This is a genomic window from Lelliottia jeotgali (genome assembly GCF_977070485.1).
Genome location: NZ_CDRVFO010000017.1, coordinates 91,532 through 107,503, shown reverse-complemented (window position 1 = coordinate 107,503; position 15,972 = coordinate 91,532). Strand labels below are relative to the sequence as shown.

Here is a 15,972-nt window from a genome sequence, read left to right as displayed (position 1 = left end):
GCCTGATGGACAAATGCGCTTTGGAATTCATCGCTCGACGCTGGTGGCGACGGGCAGAGGTGTGGGTCATCGCTGTGGTGCTCATTGCAGGCGGTGCAGTTCTGGGTTGGCAGTCTGCTTATTGGTCGATGGCCAGCACTCAGTCGCACCAGGTCGACGAGATCCGGAAGGCCTACGACGCCGCAATGGCTGAACGTGACAAGCGTCTGGACGAGCTGACCAGAAAGGCCGAGAGCGCCGCGACCAAGGCGTCGAAGGCAGCCACTACCGCGACCCAGGCAGCCGACAAGGCTGATGAGGCGCTGAACCGGGTATCGCAGTAGCCGCGCCACAAATCAGACATGCGCCGTTTCGTGGCGCGAGCACGCTGATCATGCGTTCCGCCAGATTAGTGAAGCACTCGACCGAAGACCGGTTGAAGCTGATCCCTTTCGTGGATGACTCCGCGCGCTGCCTTGGTAATTACATCTTGCTGAAGCTGATTAACCTCCATGGTGAGGACACGAACGGCAGTTTGATAAACAACTGATCCGGACGCCTCGGGATGCTCCTCCAGTAGGCCTTCAAGCTTCTCGGTTAACAAAACGCACCTGTCTATAAGCTCTTCGATTTCTTTCATCACGGTTTCTCCAGATCTTTCCGCTACGACCATCCGGGCGGAATGTCGTTCCGACGACCCCGCGGATGCGCCGATTTCATTGCGCGAGAGAGCTTATCGAACATGGCCAAGCAACCCTATACACCATGCAGGCTGTATGTCGACGGTGCCGACGGCATTGCAGTCAGTGATTTCATAACCACTGCTGCCGGATCTGCCTATTTGGTGCAGACGCTGCGTGTGAGCCGCACCCGGCCAGAGCGAAAGTACATGGGCTGCTTGCGCTGGCCCATCGCCGAGATACCCGCCGATGCGCGGTGCTACCAGCTGACCTGGTACAGGAGGTGAGCAATGGCCTGTAGTGGATGCGCCGCTCGGCGCGAGTGGATCAACAAGTGGATGAAGGTGGCATATGAACGATCAAAGCAAATCGTTGGCGGTGGCGACCATCGTTCCAGCACCAAACACCAATCCGAACAGCCCGCACCTCGCGACGGGGACCAAGGTCCTGCTCAGTGATGGAAGTGAGCTGGAGGGCGTGTTGAGCATTGAGCTCAAGGTTTCGGTGGACAATCCGGTGTGGCATGCGGTGATCACCGTGCTACCTCGAGAGATTCCCGTTGTGACGGTGGATGCCCAGGTGGATCAGATCGAGGTCACCAGCCTCATGAGCGACTCGCGGCAGTGTCGGCAGGCAGAGCAATGAGCCTGGCTGTTGAAGAGCGAATGGATCAGCTCCTCGCTGAGCTGCAGAAGCAGACGAGCCTGCTTGAGCAGATAGCAGCGCAGAACCTGGCACTGATCGAAGCGCTGGCTGACGGTGACGATGTAGATCCTGACGCCGTGCCATTGGCCTACCTGGATGGCACGCCCGTTCACGGTGGCCGCTGATGGCCAGGCTCACGTCCCTCAAGCCACCGATGCAGGCGCAGCCATCAAGGCTGGCGACGGTCAACCCGGAGTCATGGCGAACGGCGAAGGATACAGCTGCCCAGCGTGGCTATGGGTACAAGTGGCAAGTGGCGCGGGCCGAATGGCTCCAGGCCAACCCGCTGTGTGTGTACTGCCAGCGTGAGGGGCGGGTGACCGCAGGTACTGTCGTCGACCACATCGTCCCGCACAGGGGCGACATGAAGCTGTTCTGGAACCGAGGCAACTGGCAGACCCTGTGCAGGCATTGTCACGACGTGGTGAAGGCAGCCGAGGAGGCCGCCGGCCAGATCGGTTGATGCACGGCGATGGCGTGCCTCAAGCGGTTGAAGCACGTCATTTCCCCGATTTCAAGGGGTGGGGTGGGGTGGGTCGAGAGTTCATGGCTTTTCGCTTCCAGACCACCTGCCCCCGCACGCGTGAAATTTTTCCCTGTTTCAGAGGTTTTTGTTAATGGCGTTAACATCGAAAAAGCGCCGTTTTGTCGAGTCCAAGGCTGCTGGAGCCTCGAATCGCGAAGCGGCGGAAGCCGCAGGTTACGCGGCGGGCAGCGCTTCGGCTGCAGGTTCTCGGCTCGCCAAAGACCCTGACGTTGTTGCCGCCCTGGAAAAGTTAAAGGCGCCCCGAAATGTTAAGCCTGAGCCGGAGCGCGAGACCTTCGAGGCCGACCCGCCAGGTGACGAGTCGGGCGACCTGGTTGACCTACCCAACACCGATGATCCGCTCGTTTGGTTACTGGCGCTGATGAACGATCCCCAGGCCAAGATCTTTGATCGGCGCAACGCCGCCCAGTCGGCGCTCCCGTACTTTCACGGCAAGAAGTCCGGCATGGGCAAAAAGGAACAGAAGCTCGAAGAAGCGGCGAAGGTGGGAGCTAGCGGCAACCGCTTCGGGCTGCGTGAGCGCCACTTGAAGGCCGTCAAATGAAGAAGTGGTCTACCGCGTGCCCCGACTGGGAGAGCAGGATCGTCCGTGGCCAGGCACTCGTGCCGGTGGAGCCCATCTTCCCCGAGCAGGCAGAAGATGCTCTCGACGTGTTCTGCAACCTTCGAATGGTTGATGCCGACGGTAGCCCCCTGATGGGGGATACCTGCCGCAGCTGGGTGCTTGATGTTGTGGCCGCGCTCTTCGGCGCGTACGACGCCGACGCCGGCCGCAGGCTGATCACCAACTACTTCCTGATGGTGAGCAAGAAGAACGGCAAGTCGACGATCGCAGCGGGCATCATGCTCACGGCCCTGATCCTGAACACCCGGCCCTCTGGCGAGTTCCTGATCCTGGCGCCCACGAAGGAAGCGGCTGACAACGCGTTCAAGCCGATCCGGGACATGATCGATGCGGACGAAGACCTGCAGGCCAGGTTCCATGTGCAGGAATACAACCGGATCGTCACCGACAACCTGAACAAGGCAAACCTGAAGGTGGTGGCGGCCGACTCGGCCACTGTCACTGGCAAGAAAGCGACTGGTGTGTTCATCGACGAGCTCTGGGAGTTCGGCAAGCAGGCCAAGTCGGCGAAGATGCTGGTCGAGGCCACTGGCGGCCTAGCGTCACGCCCAGAGGGTTTCGTTTTCTACTGCACCACCCAGTCCGATGAGCCGCCGGCCGGCGCCTTCAAGGCCAAGCTGGACTATGCGCGCAAAGTGCGTGACGGGGAGATCGAGGACCGGCGCTTCCTGCCGGTGATCTACGAGTTCCCGAAAGAGATGATCGAGCGGAACGAACATCGTGACCTGGCAAACGCCCATGTGACAAACCCCAATTGGGGGCTTTCTGTCGATCAGGAGGTGATCGAGCAGAAGTATCAGGAGGCGCAGGCAGAGGGCGAGGGAGCAATTCGCGGCTTCTTGGCTAAACACCTCAACGTCGAGATTGGGCTGGACCTGCGGTCGGACCGCTGGGCGGGCGCTGATCATTGGGAAGCTGGAGCCGAGGCTGGCCTGACTCTGGAGAGCCTGCTGCAGCGTTCTGAAGTGGTCACGGTGGGGATCGACGGAGGCGGCCTTGACGACTTGCTCGGCCTGACTGTGCTCGGTCGCGAGCCCTTCACTCGCCAATGGCTCCACTGGGCTCACGCCTGGGCGCACAACATCGTGTTCGAGCGGCGGAAGGATATCGCCAGTGCGCTGAGGGACTTCGAGAAGGCGGGCGATCTGACCGTCGTTGATCGACCAGGTGATGACGTCCAGCAGGTGGCTGACATCATCTGCGATATCAGGGACCGCGGCCTGCTGCCGGAGAAGCTGGCAATCGGTGTGGACTCGGCCGGTATCGGCGACATCGTTGACGAGCTGACCACCCAGGAGCGCGGGATCACCATGGAGCAGATCGTGGCCATCTCGCAGGGCTGGAAGCTCAACGGCGCGATCAAGACGACCGAGCGCAAAGTGGCTGGGGGCGAACTGGTCCACTGCGGCAGCGCGCTGATGAACTGGTGTGTCGGTAATGCCCGTGTCGTTCCGCAAGGCAATGCCATCACGATTACCAAGCAGGCCAGCGGCTCGGCAAAGATCGATCCGCTGATGTCGACATTCGATGCTGTTTCGCTGATGGCGCTGAACCCGGAAGGCTCTGGTGATCTCCAGGGCTTCTTTGACAACCCGATCATGGTAGGAATCTGATGGCCGACAAGAAACCGGGCCGGGTGAAGGCTGCGCTGCAAAACTGGCTCGGGGTGCCGATAGGCCTGAAGGACGGCGCATTTTGGCAAGAATGGTTCGGCAGCTCTGCATCTGGAAAGCACGTATCAGTCGACAAGGCCATGCAGTTGTCCACGGTATGGGCATGCGTAAGGCTGCTGTCCGAGTCCGTCTCTACGCTGCCGCTCAAGCTTTTTCGGCGCCTTCCCGACGGATCACGCGAGGTTGCCAAAGACCATCCGCTGTTCCGTGTGCTGTGCCGAATCCCAAACGCCGAGATGACCCCGCAGCGCTTCATGCTGCTGGTGGTGGCGAGCATCTGCCTTCGAGGTAATGCGTTTGTCGAGAAGAAGATGATCGGCAGCCGGATCATCGCCCTGGTGCCGCTTCTCCCCCAGTCCATGAGGGTGAAACGGCAGGACAACGGGCGTCTGAAGTACACCTACAACGGGAATGGCGTGGACCGCGACATTCCCGAGAAGAACCTGATGCACATCCGCGGCTTTGGCCTGGATGGGGTGTGCGGGATGCTTCCGGTAACCACTGGGCGCGAGATCTTCGGCTCGGCGATGGCGATCGAGGAGGCCGCGGCGAAGGTGTTCGCACAGGGCATGCAGGCGTCCGGCATCCTGAGCAGCGACGCCAAGATCACACCGCAGCAGCGCGAGCAGCTTCGGGCCAGCATGCAGGCGTTCATGGGGTCGAAGAACGCCGGCAAGATCATGGTGGCGGAGGCAGGCTTCAAGTACCAGGGCATCACGATGAACCCTGAGGCCGCCCAGATGCTGGAGTCCAGGTCTTTCGGGATCGAGGAAATGTGCCGTTGGTTCCGTGTGCCGCCCTTCATGGTCGGTCACATGGACAAGCAGTCCAGCTGGGCCGCCTCGGTTGAGGCGCAGAACCTTCACTTCCTCACCAACAGCCTGCGCCCTCTGCTGGTCAACATCGAGCAGGAGATCACGCGCTGCCTGATCGGCGAGGCCGATGCCGACGACTACTTCGCGGAGTTCGCGGTGGAAGGTCTGCTGCGCGCGGACAGCGCCGGCCGCGGGGCCTGGTACAACACGGCTCTGCAAAATGGCTGGATGTCTCGCAACGAGGTGCGCCGGCTGGAGAACCTGCCGCCTATCCCGGGCGGTGACACCTACACGGTCCAGTCTGCGTTGGTACCTCTGGATCAACTCGGGAAGCCGAGCGCAGGCGTATCCCCGGCGGCCTCGGCATTCATGCTTCGGCTGGTCTCGGCGCGCAACAGCGACGACCGAGAGGCCATCAACCAGGCGGTCGAACTGGCGACCCAGGCTCTGGAAGCCGGAAACCCGGACGGCCCAATGATGGCCCACGCGCTGATATCGATGCCGCTGCTCAAAGCGGCCTGACCTGGAGTAACCCATGACTCTCAAGACACTACCGGCAGCGCCGGCGGTGCGGCCGCACGCGCGCGTCGAATCCGATCTACTGCCCAAGGCCATGGAGCGCTGGAATCCAGCGATCAAGGCGGCAGCTGGTGACGACTCCACCACCATCACCATGTACGACCCGATCGGCATGGACTGGTGGACGGGTGAGGGCGTTACCGCCAAGCGCGTCAGTGCCGCACTTCGCAGCATCGGCGACAAAGACATCACCGTGAAGATCAACAGCCCAGGCGGCGATGTTTTCGAAGGCTTGGCGATCTACAACCTGCTGCGCGAGCACAAGGGCAAGGTAACCGTCCAGGTGCTTGGCCTGGCTGCATCGGCTGCATCGTTCATCGCCATGGCAGGCGATGAGATCCAGATCGCCCGCGCCGGCTTCATGATGATCCACAACGCCTGGACCATCGCCGCCGGCGATCGAAACGACTTCACCGAGGTCGCCGACTTCCTCGACCAGATCGACGCGACCCTAGCCGACATTTACTCGGTCAGAACCGGCGATGAGGTCTCCGCGATGCGCGCCCTCATGGATGTCGAGACGTGGATGGGCGGGAGCGGGGCCGTAGAAGCGGGCTTCGCTGACGGCCTTCTCCCATCGGACGCCGCGCAGGAAGACCCACAGGCCAAGGCGCCGCACCAGGTCGCAGCTCGCCGATTGGACGCGATCCTGGCCAAGCAGGGGATGCCCCGCTCCGAGCGGCGGTCCCTCATTCAAGAACTCAAGGGTGGTACGCCAGGCGCTGCCCCCTCCGGTACGCGCAGCGCTGCCGAACCCCCGGCCGATCTGGCCACCCACTTTGCCGAACTACAGACCGCCATGTCGCGGTTCTCGGCAGCAGCCCTCAAATAACCGGAGACAATCCCATGGCAGACAATACCGCTGACCTGCTCAAGCAGGTTTCCGCCGAGCTCAAACAGGCGACCAGCGATTTCAGTAAACAGGCCGAAAACGCCCTGGCCGAGGCCAAGAAGGCCGGCAGCCTGTCCGAAGAAACCAAAGCCGCCGTCGATGAGATGGCCACCAAGTTCAACAGCCTGACCGAGGCCGAGAAGCAGCTGAAAGCCCAGCTGGGCGAGCTCGAACAGGAGTTCGCACGCCTGCCTTCGCCAGGCACCCCGCAAGCCCAAGACAGCCTTGGCGGCGTGGTGATCAAAAGCGAAGCGCTGAAGCAGTTCGCGGCCAGCATCGAAGGCGGCAAGCGCGTGAACATCCCGGTCAGCGCCGCCCTGCTGTCCACCGATGTTCCCGCCGGCATCGTCGAGCCTCAGCGCCTGCCCGGGATCGACACCGCGCCCAAGCAGCGGCTGTTCATTCGCGACCTGATCGCCCCGGGTCGAACTACCGCCCCGGCGATCTTCTGGGTGCAGCAGACCGGTTTCACCAACGCCGCCAAAGTCGTGGCCGAGGGAACTGCCAAGCCGTACTCGAGCATCGAATTCGCGTCGAAGCTCACCGCGGTATCGACCATCGCCCACATGTTCAAGGCCTCCAAGCAGATCTTGGACGACTTCGCCCAGCTGGGTTCGACCATCGACGTAGAAATGCGCTACGGCCTCAAGTACGTCGAAGAGCAGGAGATCCTGTTCGGTGACGGCACCGGTGTGCACCTGCACGGTATCGTCCCGCAGGCCTCCAAGTATGTGCCGGCATTCGAGGTCGAGAAGCGCTCGGGCATCGACGACCTCCGCTTGGCGATGCTGCAGGCCCAGCTAGCGCGCCTGCCTGCGTCTGGCCATGTCCTGCACTTTATGGACTGGGCCAAGATCGAATTGACCAAGGACACGCTGGGCCGTTACATCCTTGCCAACCCGCTGGGTCTGGCTGGCCCCGTGCTGTGGGGGCTGCCTGTGGTGGCTACCGAGGTCGCTGCTTTCCTGGGCAAGTTCCTGACCGGCGCATTCCAGACCGGCGCTCAGTTGTTCGACCGTGAAGACGCCAACGTGGTCATCTCGACCGAGAACGCCGACGACTTCGAGAAGAACCTCATCTCGATCCGCTGTGAAGAGCGTGCTGCGCTGGCGGTCAAGCGTCCTGAAGCGTTCATCTTCGGTGAGTTCGCCGCCCCGGTCACCCCTTAACCCTGCGTAAGGGCCGTCCGAGTGACGGCCCCTGGAGGCATTCATGAAGCTGAAAACCCTGAAACCTCTGTACCTGGGCGGCCAGACGCTTGTGGAGGGCACGTCCTTCGAGACCATCGAGCAGCACGGACGCCAGTTGATCCAGAAGGGCTATGTCGAACTGGACGACTCCGAAGGCGAGGTGGTGGTGACCATTTCGAAGGAAGATGCCGCTGGCGCGGGCGTGCTGACCACCAGCAGCCTGGGGCCGGTAGCCTTGCCGATTGCTCCGCCAGTCGCCACCTTCAAGGCTAAGCACAAGGGCGCTGGCAAGTACATCGTGGTGGACGTTGAAGGCAACCAGGTTGGCGCGTTCTCCGGTAATCAGGAAGAAGCCAATGCGGAAGCTGAGCGACTGATCGCCGGTGGCGAGCCGGCGCAGGCCGAGGAGTAACCCATGCCCGTGATCGCCATCGATCTGGCCATGCACCACCTGCGGGCCGATCCTGAAGATCAGGTACTGGTCCAAGCCCAGCTTGATGCAGCGGAAGAGACGGCCATGCAGTTCCTCAACCGCCGCTTCTACTTGGATCAGGTTACGCTCGACGAAGCACGCGCTGGCGTGTCGGCCGCCTTGCAGCAAGCCAAGGATGAGCATGCTGCCGCGGTCGCTGCTGCGGAGGCGGAGCAGGACCATACCCTGCGCTGCCGCCTCCTCGAGCACGCCCGCCAGGCGCTGGCCGACGCCTACGACCAAGCCGACGCCATCGTCTACGGCATGGTGCTGAATCCGTCCATCCAGGCGGCTTGCCTGCTCAAGCTCGGCCACCTGTTTGCCAATCGTGAGGACGTTGTGGCCGGGATCACCGTTACTGAGCTTCCGATAGCCTCGCAACACCTGCTGATGCCCTATCGCATCCGGCTGGGTGTGTGATGCGTGCCGGACCATTGCGGCACCGCTGCATGCGCCGCGGCTTTATTGAGGGCAAGGATACTTTGGGCCAGCCCACCAAGGTTTGGGGGGATCTTGGCCCGCTGTGGGCGGAGATCAACATTCCATCCGGCCGCATGTACGAAGCTGCGTCACAGATGCAAGTACAGGTCAGCGCCGAGATCAACATTCGGTACCGCAAGGATGTGGTCGCTGGTCAGCACCTGGTTCACCAGGGCATCACCTACGAGATCATCGCTCCGCTGCCTACCAACCAGCGGGACATGCTCAAACTCATGTGCAAGACGGTGAAACCATCATGAGCAATGGTTCGTTGACGGTGCTCGGGCTGGGAGAACTACAGGCGGACTTCGAGCGCTTGGCGAAAGCCGCAGGCAACAAGATCGTGCGTGATGCCGTCATGGCCGGTGCCCGTATCGCTCGGGACAAAGCTCGGGCTGCGGCGCCTGTGCGCACCGGCAAGCTCAAGAAAAACATCACCGCGACTCGCCTCAAACAGTCGGATACCCCAGGCGGCGCCACTGCTGGCGTCCGGGTGAAGAGTCCCAAAGGAAAGAAGTCCAAGGCCCTAAAGCGCCCAGGCAAGAAAGGGCGAACTTCGGCAACCGACTGGGATGCCCCGTTCTACTGGAAGTTTTTGGAGCTTGGCACCTCCAAGATGCGAGCCCATCCATTCATCCGGCCGGCCTGGGACGGAAGCCTTCCCCAGATAGAAAAGGCCGTGAGCGACAAGCTGGCCGAAGGTATCGATAACGCCATCACCCGGTAATCCCATGATCGAGAAATCCCTGATCGACAGGCTGTCGCCTCTTGTCGAGGGGCGCGTGTATTTCGGCGTTGCACCGGTAGACGCTGCTCAGCCCCGCCTAGTGATCCAGACCATAGGTGGTGAAGTAGGAATCACCCTATCCGGGCCAGATGGCTTTCGGGGAGCGAGTATCCAGCTAGACGCCTGGGGCACCACCTACCTCGAAGCGCTCACGCTTGCGGAACAGGCCTTTGCGGCCATGACCGCCGCCGGCGACGACTTCACCACCGGCAGCGCTGATCGCCTGCCTGACGAATTCGAAGATGACACCAAGCTCTTCAGCGTCCGCTGGGAGTACACCCTGCAACCATAGGAGGCCTCATGGCCGCGCAGAACCCCACCAAAGCGAAGTTTGTGAAAACGCAGGGTACCCAGCTCAGCGTTTCCAAGACCACCACCCTCGATCCGGCCGAAGCAGGCCTGGAATACGCCGACCTGTCGGTGACGATCAAGCAGCCGCAGTTTCAAGGCGGCCAGTCGGATGAGATCGAGGTTACCACCCTGGCCAGTGAGGCTAAGGAATTCACCGTCGGTCTGGCCGACAACGGCACCTTCAGCATGGCCGGTAACTGGAAAGCCGATGACGAGGCCCAGACCGTGCTCCGCACCGCTCGTGATGACGGCGAGCCACGCGCATTCAAGTCGGTGTTCAAGGACGGCACATCCTCGACCTTCCTGGGCCTGGTCACCCAGTTCACTTGGGACGCCGCACCTAACGGCACCGTGAATGGCACCTTCAACGTTCGTATCACCGGCAAGGTCAGCTTCACTGTTCCACCGGTGACTCCATAATGGCCCGCACAAAGGCTGCAGGTGCGTCTAGCCTGCGTGCGATGGCCCTCGACCCCATCCGGAATTTCAAGCACGAGCCGCTTGAGGTTCCGGAATGGGATGGTGCCAAGGTCGTGGTGATGGCATTGAGCGCAGGCGACTGGGCCGAGTACCGGCGTCGCGCTGCGGCTGTAGTGGCTGCGGCGCGTGCGGCTGTCGGTTTGAGCAAGCAGCCGGAAGAGGGGGGCGATGAGGACCAGGCCGCACGCTTGGTCGATATAGACTCTTCTTCGCTATACGCCTTCGTGTTGGCGCGCACCCTGCTGGACGAATCGCACGCCCGAATCTTCGAGGACGAGGACGTGCCCGCCGTGGCGAAGGCATTCAGTCCGGTGCATGACCGGCTGGTGGGCAAGGCGTTCGAGCTGAGCGGTGTCGAGGCGGGCGCTGGCGCACAAGACCCGGTCGAAGCGGCGGGAAACGGCTGACGGAGGAGCCAGAGTTGGCTTTCATGCTGACTCTGGCCCTCCGGCTGGGCATGACCCTGCAGGATCTCAAGCAGAACATGAGTGCTGAGGAACTGTTCCTCTGGCAGGCCTACAACGAGGATTCGCCGCTGAGCGATGCTCGAGGTGACATCCAGGCGGCGATCGTAGCCGCATCGACGCTGCAGGCCCAGGGCGCCAAGGTGACCCCGATGGATCTGCTGCCGCAATGGAAGGCGGAGAAGCCGGCTACAGAGCAAGCCTTGGAAGAAGGGGAGGAGCTGTTCAAGGCCTTCTTGATGGCGAAATCGGTTGAGAGTTAGGTCGGCGAGTTTTTTCCAACATGGTGCATCGTGGTAGATTCCTCCGTTTCCAAGGAGGAAATATGAAGCGCTTATTATTTATTTTGCCGCTGGTGATCTACGGTTGCGGAAGCTCTGAGAGGCCAGATTCCGAAGTAGTGGTGGACGAATCTGCCCTTTCTGTTTACACGCGAGAAAATTACCCTCGAACTTTTCAGAAGTGGGGGGATTCTGGAATTGAACGAATCAAGAATGTTGAGCGGGCTGCTCTATTCAAGGCCGGCAAACAAACTCGATGCGACCAGGTGGAGTACGTTGGGCTATCTGAGAAGCTGAGTAACCCTCCAGATAAAATCGTCGTGTATGCAGATTGCCGGAATCGATGGAGGTATTACATCGATGAGGGCAACGAGATTGTTCAAAGTGAAAGAACCAATTAACCCGCTTCGGCGGGTTTTTTAATGTCTGGAGAAAGGCATGGCAGGGCAAACACTTCGCTCTCTGATCGTTAGCGTGTCCGCTGAGACCAGTGCTTATCAGCGCGAGATGGCCAAAGCCGGGAGAATGGGACAGAACTATCTGCGCACCATTACGACAGGCAATCGGGACTCGGTAAGCTCTTGGCGATCACAAGAAGCTGCGGTTCGCGCTCAAAGTGCGGCTATGCAATCTCTAACGTCCTCTGTCGGAGGATATGCAAGTGCGATGGCAGGGGCGCTGGCAGTTGGAAATTTGATTCACCAGGCAGATAGCTGGAATCAGGTTAACGCCAGGCTTAAGCAGGCGTCCACCAGTACAGAAGACTTTACCGTCAGCCAGAAAGCATTATTTGAAATCAGCCAAAGAACCGGAACGGCTTTCGCAGATAACGCAAACCTATTCAGCAGATCTTCCGCGTCCATGCGCGAGTTCGGATATTCCTCGAGCGATGTGCTGGGTGTAACGGAAGCATTGGCGCTCGGCCTACAGCTATCGGGGGCAGGTGGCGCCGAAGCATCATCTGTGATCACTCAGTTCTCCCAGGCACTTGGTCAAGGGGTGCTGAGAGGGGAGGAGTTTAACTCGGTCAACGAAAACGGCGATCGAGTTATACGAGCATTGGCAACAGGGATGGGGGTCGCTCGGAAAGACTTGAAAGCGATGGCGGACCAAGGTCTGCTTACGATTGATAAAGTTGTCCCAGCTCTGATCAGCCAGCTAGGCACTCTCCAGGGAGAGTTTAAGGACCTTCCCGGGTCCGTGGGCGCGGCCATGACTACCGTCAACAACTCATTTCAGGCATGGGCTGGCGGGTTGGATGGCACCACCGGCAGCACGAAAGTTCTAGCAGCAGCTATTACGTTAGTTGCTGAAAACATGGATGTACTGGCGGGTTCGGCGCTGGCGCTAGGAGCCGCATTTGGCGGAAGAAAAGTACTCGACTTCACAAAGAACTTGTGGGACCAGGTAAAGGCAATCCGCAGCGCCCAATCTGCTGAGATCGGAAGGACTGCTGCTCAACTAGATGCGGCGACAATGGCAGCCCGCCGCGCTGCAGCTGAGACCATTGCGGCGGAAGCCCAGGTTGCTGCTACCAAGTTCACCGATGCTCACGCCGCTGCCTTGAGTCGACTGAGGCTTGCGCGTCTCGCGGACGCCCAAGCGGCTGCTGCACAAACCGCTGCCCAAGCGGCAAACAATGCGGCTACCTCTCTCGCGAGTAGGGCAGGCGGTGCGCTTCTTGGCGTCCTTGGAGGCCCTGCAGGCCTCGCTCTGACCGCTGGCGCCGTTGCTGCCAGCTACCTGTTGTTCAGTGCCAACAGCGAAAAGGCCAGGAAAGCTACCATTGACCTCAAGCGTCCCGTCGAAGAGCTCCGTAAGGAGTTTGCCGAGCTGGGCAAGGAGCAGGCCCGATACAAGCTTGCTGGAGTTCTTGATCAGCAGGCTGACGCCCAGGCCGCAGCTCAGAAAGCCTTGCGCGAGATTCGCGCATCTGCCCAGGCCAATGACAAATGGGGCGACACCTACGGCGCAAACCCATTCCAGCGCGACCAGGCAGTAACCCAGTTCAATCGACGGATTGCTGGTGGCCAGGACATTGATTCAGCCACCCAGCAGCTTGTCGCTGCCATCCGTCCGAACGAGGAGATGACGAAAGCCATCAACGCCTCGGCGGCTGCCTATGGTGAGGCAATCAAGGCCTCGGGTGATTATGGCGACGTGGCTAACATGCTGCGTGGCCGACTGGATGACGTTGCCGCCGCTGCGGCTGGCGCCAATGCCGGATTGAAGAGCATGCCGGGCCCGGACCAGAAAACGGTCGACGGCTGGAACAGTTACACCAAGAACCTGGTGGAGCGCCTGCAATCTGTTCGTGATGGCGGTGATCTTCTGGGCGAAATCAACCGTCGGATCGAGCGTGAAGGGGTTGACCCAGGGACAGCCGAGGGCTGGCGAATCCTCGCTACGGCCATTCAGGGTTCGGAAGCTGCAGCCAAGGCATCTGAAGAGGCGCAGCAGAGGGCTAAAAAGGCGTCCGAGGATATCCAGCGTCAGGCTGAGCGCCTGAATGATGCCTACAAGCAGACCTTGGCCAACTTGACCCAGCAGGTGGCTCTGTTCGGCGAGACTACCGAGCTGGGTCGTCTGCGTTACGAGCTGGCCAACGGCGAACTGTCGAATCTGAGCCAGCAGAACAAGTTGCGGCTGGAGGGGAAAGCAATCGAACTTGACGCGTTGAATGCGCGCAAGGAATACGACGGCTTAATGGCCAGCTTGCAGACAAAGGAGCAATCGCTGCTTGCCACCACCCGCGAACGGATGAAGGTTCTGGAGGATGCCAATCGTGCTGGAACGCTTAGCTCTGATCAGTACCGCGCTGGCGCTGACGCTATTTCAAAAGCATCCGTCACCGAGGCGCCAAGCTTTGGAGGCCTAGACGCCTCTGTCGGAGGGCCTAGCGGTGAACTAATAAAAGTAGCTGAGGCCGATAAAAAATTGGCCGAATGGCACGAAGCCGAGCTGGCCCGACAAAAAGCATTGCATGACGCTAAGCTGTCGAGCGAGCAGCAGTATCTTGATCGCGTCAGGGATATCAATCAGCAAAATACCGACCAACTCGAATCTATACAGTCCGCTTATACCTCAACAACCCTTGGCATCTTCGCCGGAATGACTGGCAGCGTTGCGGACATGATGGGCGACATGGCTGGCAAGAGCTCGACGGCTTACAAGGTCATGTTTGCAGCCTCGAAGGCTGCGGCAATTGCCCAGGCCATCGTTAACACGGAGGAGGCCGCCACCAAAGCTCTGACCATGGGGCCTATTCTCGGGATTCCAGCGGCAGCACTGGTTTCCGGCCTGGGTTATGCCTCGATCGGGATTATGGCAGCTACGGCGATAGCGGGCTTCTCGGAGGGTGGTTACACCGGCGTGGGCGGCAAGTACGAGCCCAAAGGTGTTGTGCACGGCGGGGAAGTGGTGATTCGCAAGGAGGTGGTTGATCAGCCGGGCATGAAGGACTACCTGATTGGCCTGAACCAAAGCGGTAAGCGTGGATTTGCCAATGGTGGCTACGTCGGCTCAGCAAATCTGCCCTCATTCTTTGCCTCTGAAAGATCGGGATCTGCTGGCGAAGACAGTGCGAGCATTGGCGCTGGCTCTAATCCTAAGCTCGCCTCTCAACCCGTGGCTATCCACCAGGTCTTCCATGTGAACGGCGACGTGAGCCCTCAGACGGTAGCGATGGTTCAGCAAGGCATGCGCCAGACGGTAACTGCGATCCTCCAAGACGTGAACCGAAATGGCCAGATCATGCAGAGCATCCGCAAGAAAATTTAAGGTGGAACGATGGCGATCGAATGGCCAGCCCAGGTGTGCCCTGCTGAGATGAGCTGGGGCATGTTCTACAACAACCGCGACTTCAGCTCCACGCTGAACAACAGCCAGCAGATCGTGGGTTACCCGGGTTCGTATTGGAAGTGCTCATTGTCGCTGCCACCGCTGACCCGTGATCGTGACCGGATCGTGACTGCGTTCATGGGGCGCCTGCAGGGGCGCTTCGGCACGTTCAAGCTGCCTGCGTTCACGCGCAAGCGGACGGACAATATCGGTGCCCCGGTTGTGCAGACCGGTTCAGCCATGGCCTCAACTATTACCCTGAGTGGATTGCAGGGCAGCCGCCGGGTGTTCAGGCAGGGCGACTACATCACCATTGATGGTGTGATGCACGAGGTGGTTGAGGATGTGGTATCCAGCTCCGGTGGCACGGCTGTATTGCCCCTGAACAGACGGTTGCGCTCTGCCCTGCTAGCTGGCACGGCAGTGGAATACCGAAACCCTTACTCGATCATGCGCCTCACAGAAGACAGCTACACCCTTGCTATCAGGCCCGTGGTGGCCGAGCTCTCCATCGAATGTCGGGAGGCCTTCTAATGGCTGCAGTTTTCCCATTTTCATCCTCAGTGCTGAGCATCATTGCTGCAGGCAACTTCACGCCGGTGTTCGCCTGCGAGCTGGATTTCGCGGATGGCATGGTCAGAGCACACACAGGCACTGGTCAACTGGTCATCAACGGTCACGCGTACGACGGCGTTGGCACCTTCGGCGAAGTGGGCGCGGCCAGCGAAAGCGCTGACTCGGGCTCTTCCCTGTCCATCGATCTGACGCTGAATGGCCTGGACAGCTACATCCTTTCCCAAACCTCGGTGGCTGGCTGTCGAGGCCGGTCGGCCCGCCTGATGTTTGTCGTTTATGACGAGGCCGGGAATTACGCGGCTGATATTCTGTTCAGCGGTCGTATGGACGCCGCCAAACTTTCCTATGGCGGATCGGGCGGGGATAGCACCATCACGGTCACCATTATCGACCGCATGGCCGAGTGGAACCGGATTGGTACTGAGCGCTGGACCGACGAGAACCACCGAGCCCGCCACGACGGTGACCGCTTCTTCTACGCCGTCGCGCAGATGGCGGAATGGCCCATCTACTGGGGCGCCAAGAAAGACGCGCCGTCCTTCACTTACGAGTAAAT

At 60.4% G+C, this 15,972-nt stretch carries 22 protein-coding genes; 21 read left to right on the top strand and 1 reads right to left on the bottom strand.

All coding sequences use genetic code 11. The features are described from left to right. Positions 1-323 (top strand): hypothetical protein (locus ACW4TB_RS22290; protein ID WP_455843079.1); only part of this gene is annotated, 323 nt, incomplete at its 5' end. Between the two features lie 65 nt (positions 324-388). Here ACW4TB_RS22290 and ACW4TB_RS22285 read toward each other — a convergent pair. Further along, entirely contained in the window at positions 389-619 is a 231-nt protein-coding gene (locus ACW4TB_RS22285; protein ID WP_042111232.1) for a hypothetical protein, read from the bottom strand. 391 nt (positions 620-1,010) lie between these two features. Between ACW4TB_RS22285 and ACW4TB_RS22280 the strand changes: the two genes are divergently transcribed. The 20 genes from ACW4TB_RS22280 to ACW4TB_RS22185 all read left to right on the top strand — a co-directional run bounded on the left by ACW4TB_RS22280 (position 1,011) and on the right by ACW4TB_RS22185 (position 15,970). Continuing rightward, the gene (locus ACW4TB_RS22280; RefSeq protein WP_064314519.1) at positions 1,011-1,304 is read left to right on the top strand and encodes a hypothetical protein; all 294 of its coding nucleotides are present in this window, start codon (positions 1,011-1,013) and stop codon (positions 1,302-1,304) included. After that, positions 1,301-1,489, top strand: coding sequence for a hypothetical protein (locus tag ACW4TB_RS22275; RefSeq protein ID WP_064314518.1), 189 nt, complete (start codon positions 1,301-1,303; stop codon positions 1,487-1,489). The genes ACW4TB_RS22280 and ACW4TB_RS22275 overlap by 4 nt, the downstream gene beginning before the upstream one ends. Further along, positions 1,489-1,827 (top strand): HNH endonuclease, encoded by a 339-nt coding sequence (locus tag ACW4TB_RS22270; protein WP_064314517.1) that lies wholly within the window; start codon positions 1,489-1,491, stop codon positions 1,825-1,827. Before ACW4TB_RS22275 ends, ACW4TB_RS22270 begins: the two co-directional genes overlap by 1 nt. Before the next feature lie 154 nt (positions 1,828-1,981). Continuing rightward, a complete protein-coding gene (locus tag ACW4TB_RS22265) occupies positions 1,982-2,455 on the top strand; it encodes a terminase small subunit (protein ID WP_064314516.1) in 474 nt (157 codons plus the stop codon). Then, complete coding sequence (locus ACW4TB_RS22260; RefSeq protein ID WP_064314515.1) at positions 2,452-4,149, top strand: terminase large subunit; 1,698 nt, start codon at positions 2,452-2,454, stop codon at positions 4,147-4,149. Before ACW4TB_RS22265 ends, ACW4TB_RS22260 begins: the two co-directional genes overlap by 4 nt. Then, complete coding sequence (locus tag ACW4TB_RS22255) at positions 4,146-5,546, top strand: phage portal protein (RefSeq protein ID WP_455843080.1); 1,401 nt, start codon at positions 4,146-4,148, stop codon at positions 5,544-5,546. The genes ACW4TB_RS22260 and ACW4TB_RS22255 overlap by 4 nt, the downstream gene beginning before the upstream one ends. Before the next feature lie 13 nt (positions 5,547-5,559). After that, on the top strand, positions 5,560-6,435 hold the full coding sequence (locus ACW4TB_RS22250) for a head maturation protease, ClpP-related (protein WP_009685295.1): 876 nt from the start codon (positions 5,560-5,562) through the stop codon (positions 6,433-6,435). A gap of 14 nt (positions 6,436-6,449) precedes the next feature. Continuing rightward, complete coding sequence (locus tag ACW4TB_RS22245; RefSeq protein ID WP_064314513.1) at positions 6,450-7,664, top strand: phage major capsid protein; 1,215 nt, start codon at positions 6,450-6,452, stop codon at positions 7,662-7,664. Between the two features lie 43 nt (positions 7,665-7,707). Next, positions 7,708-8,097, top strand: coding sequence for a hypothetical protein (locus tag ACW4TB_RS22240; protein WP_064314512.1), 390 nt, complete (start codon positions 7,708-7,710; stop codon positions 8,095-8,097). Positions 8,098-8,100: 3 nt separating this feature from the next. Continuing rightward, on the top strand, positions 8,101-8,577 hold the full coding sequence (locus ACW4TB_RS22235; protein ID WP_064314511.1) for a head-tail connector protein: 477 nt from the start codon (positions 8,101-8,103) through the stop codon (positions 8,575-8,577). After that, positions 8,577-8,897, top strand: coding sequence for a phage head closure protein (locus ACW4TB_RS22230; RefSeq protein ID WP_064314510.1), 321 nt, complete (start codon positions 8,577-8,579; stop codon positions 8,895-8,897). The genes ACW4TB_RS22235 and ACW4TB_RS22230 overlap by 1 nt, the downstream gene beginning before the upstream one ends. Then, complete coding sequence (locus ACW4TB_RS22225) at positions 8,894-9,364, top strand: HK97-gp10 family putative phage morphogenesis protein (RefSeq protein ID WP_064314509.1); 471 nt, start codon at positions 8,894-8,896, stop codon at positions 9,362-9,364. Before ACW4TB_RS22230 ends, ACW4TB_RS22225 begins: the two co-directional genes overlap by 4 nt. Positions 9,365-9,368: 4 nt before the next feature. Beyond that, a complete protein-coding gene (gp17, locus tag ACW4TB_RS22220; RefSeq protein ID WP_455828551.1) occupies positions 9,369-9,716 on the top strand; it encodes a tail completion protein gp17 in 348 nt (115 codons plus the stop codon). A gap of 8 nt (positions 9,717-9,724) precedes the next feature. Next, positions 9,725-10,195, top strand: coding sequence for a phage tail tube protein (locus ACW4TB_RS22215; protein WP_064314507.1), 471 nt, complete (start codon positions 9,725-9,727; stop codon positions 10,193-10,195). Continuing rightward, positions 10,195-10,662, top strand: a complete 468-nt coding sequence (locus tag ACW4TB_RS22210; RefSeq protein ID WP_154211956.1) for a phage tail assembly chaperone — start codon at positions 10,195-10,197, stop codon at positions 10,660-10,662. The genes ACW4TB_RS22215 and ACW4TB_RS22210 overlap by 1 nt, the downstream gene beginning before the upstream one ends. 23 nt (positions 10,663-10,685) lie before the next feature. Further along, complete coding sequence (locus ACW4TB_RS22205; RefSeq protein ID WP_154211957.1) at positions 10,686-10,982, top strand: phage tail assembly protein T; 297 nt, start codon at positions 10,686-10,688, stop codon at positions 10,980-10,982. Between the two features lie 62 nt (positions 10,983-11,044). Continuing rightward, a complete protein-coding gene (locus ACW4TB_RS22200; RefSeq protein WP_064314505.1) occupies positions 11,045-11,401 on the top strand; it encodes a hypothetical protein in 357 nt (118 codons plus the stop codon). Positions 11,402-11,438: 37 nt separating this feature from the next. Beyond that, positions 11,439-14,780, top strand: a complete 3,342-nt coding sequence (locus ACW4TB_RS22195; RefSeq protein ID WP_154211954.1) for a tape measure protein — start codon at positions 11,439-11,441, stop codon at positions 14,778-14,780. Positions 14,781-14,789: 9 nt separating this feature from the next. Further along, positions 14,790-15,374, top strand: coding sequence for a hypothetical protein (locus tag ACW4TB_RS22190; RefSeq protein ID WP_455828553.1), 585 nt, complete (start codon positions 14,790-14,792; stop codon positions 15,372-15,374). After that, the gene (locus ACW4TB_RS22185; RefSeq protein ID WP_064314502.1) at positions 15,374-15,970 is read left to right on the top strand and encodes a hypothetical protein; all 597 of its coding nucleotides are present in this window, start codon (positions 15,374-15,376) and stop codon (positions 15,968-15,970) included. Before ACW4TB_RS22190 ends, ACW4TB_RS22185 begins: the two co-directional genes overlap by 1 nt. The last annotated feature ends 2 nt before the right edge of the window (positions 15,971-15,972 follow it).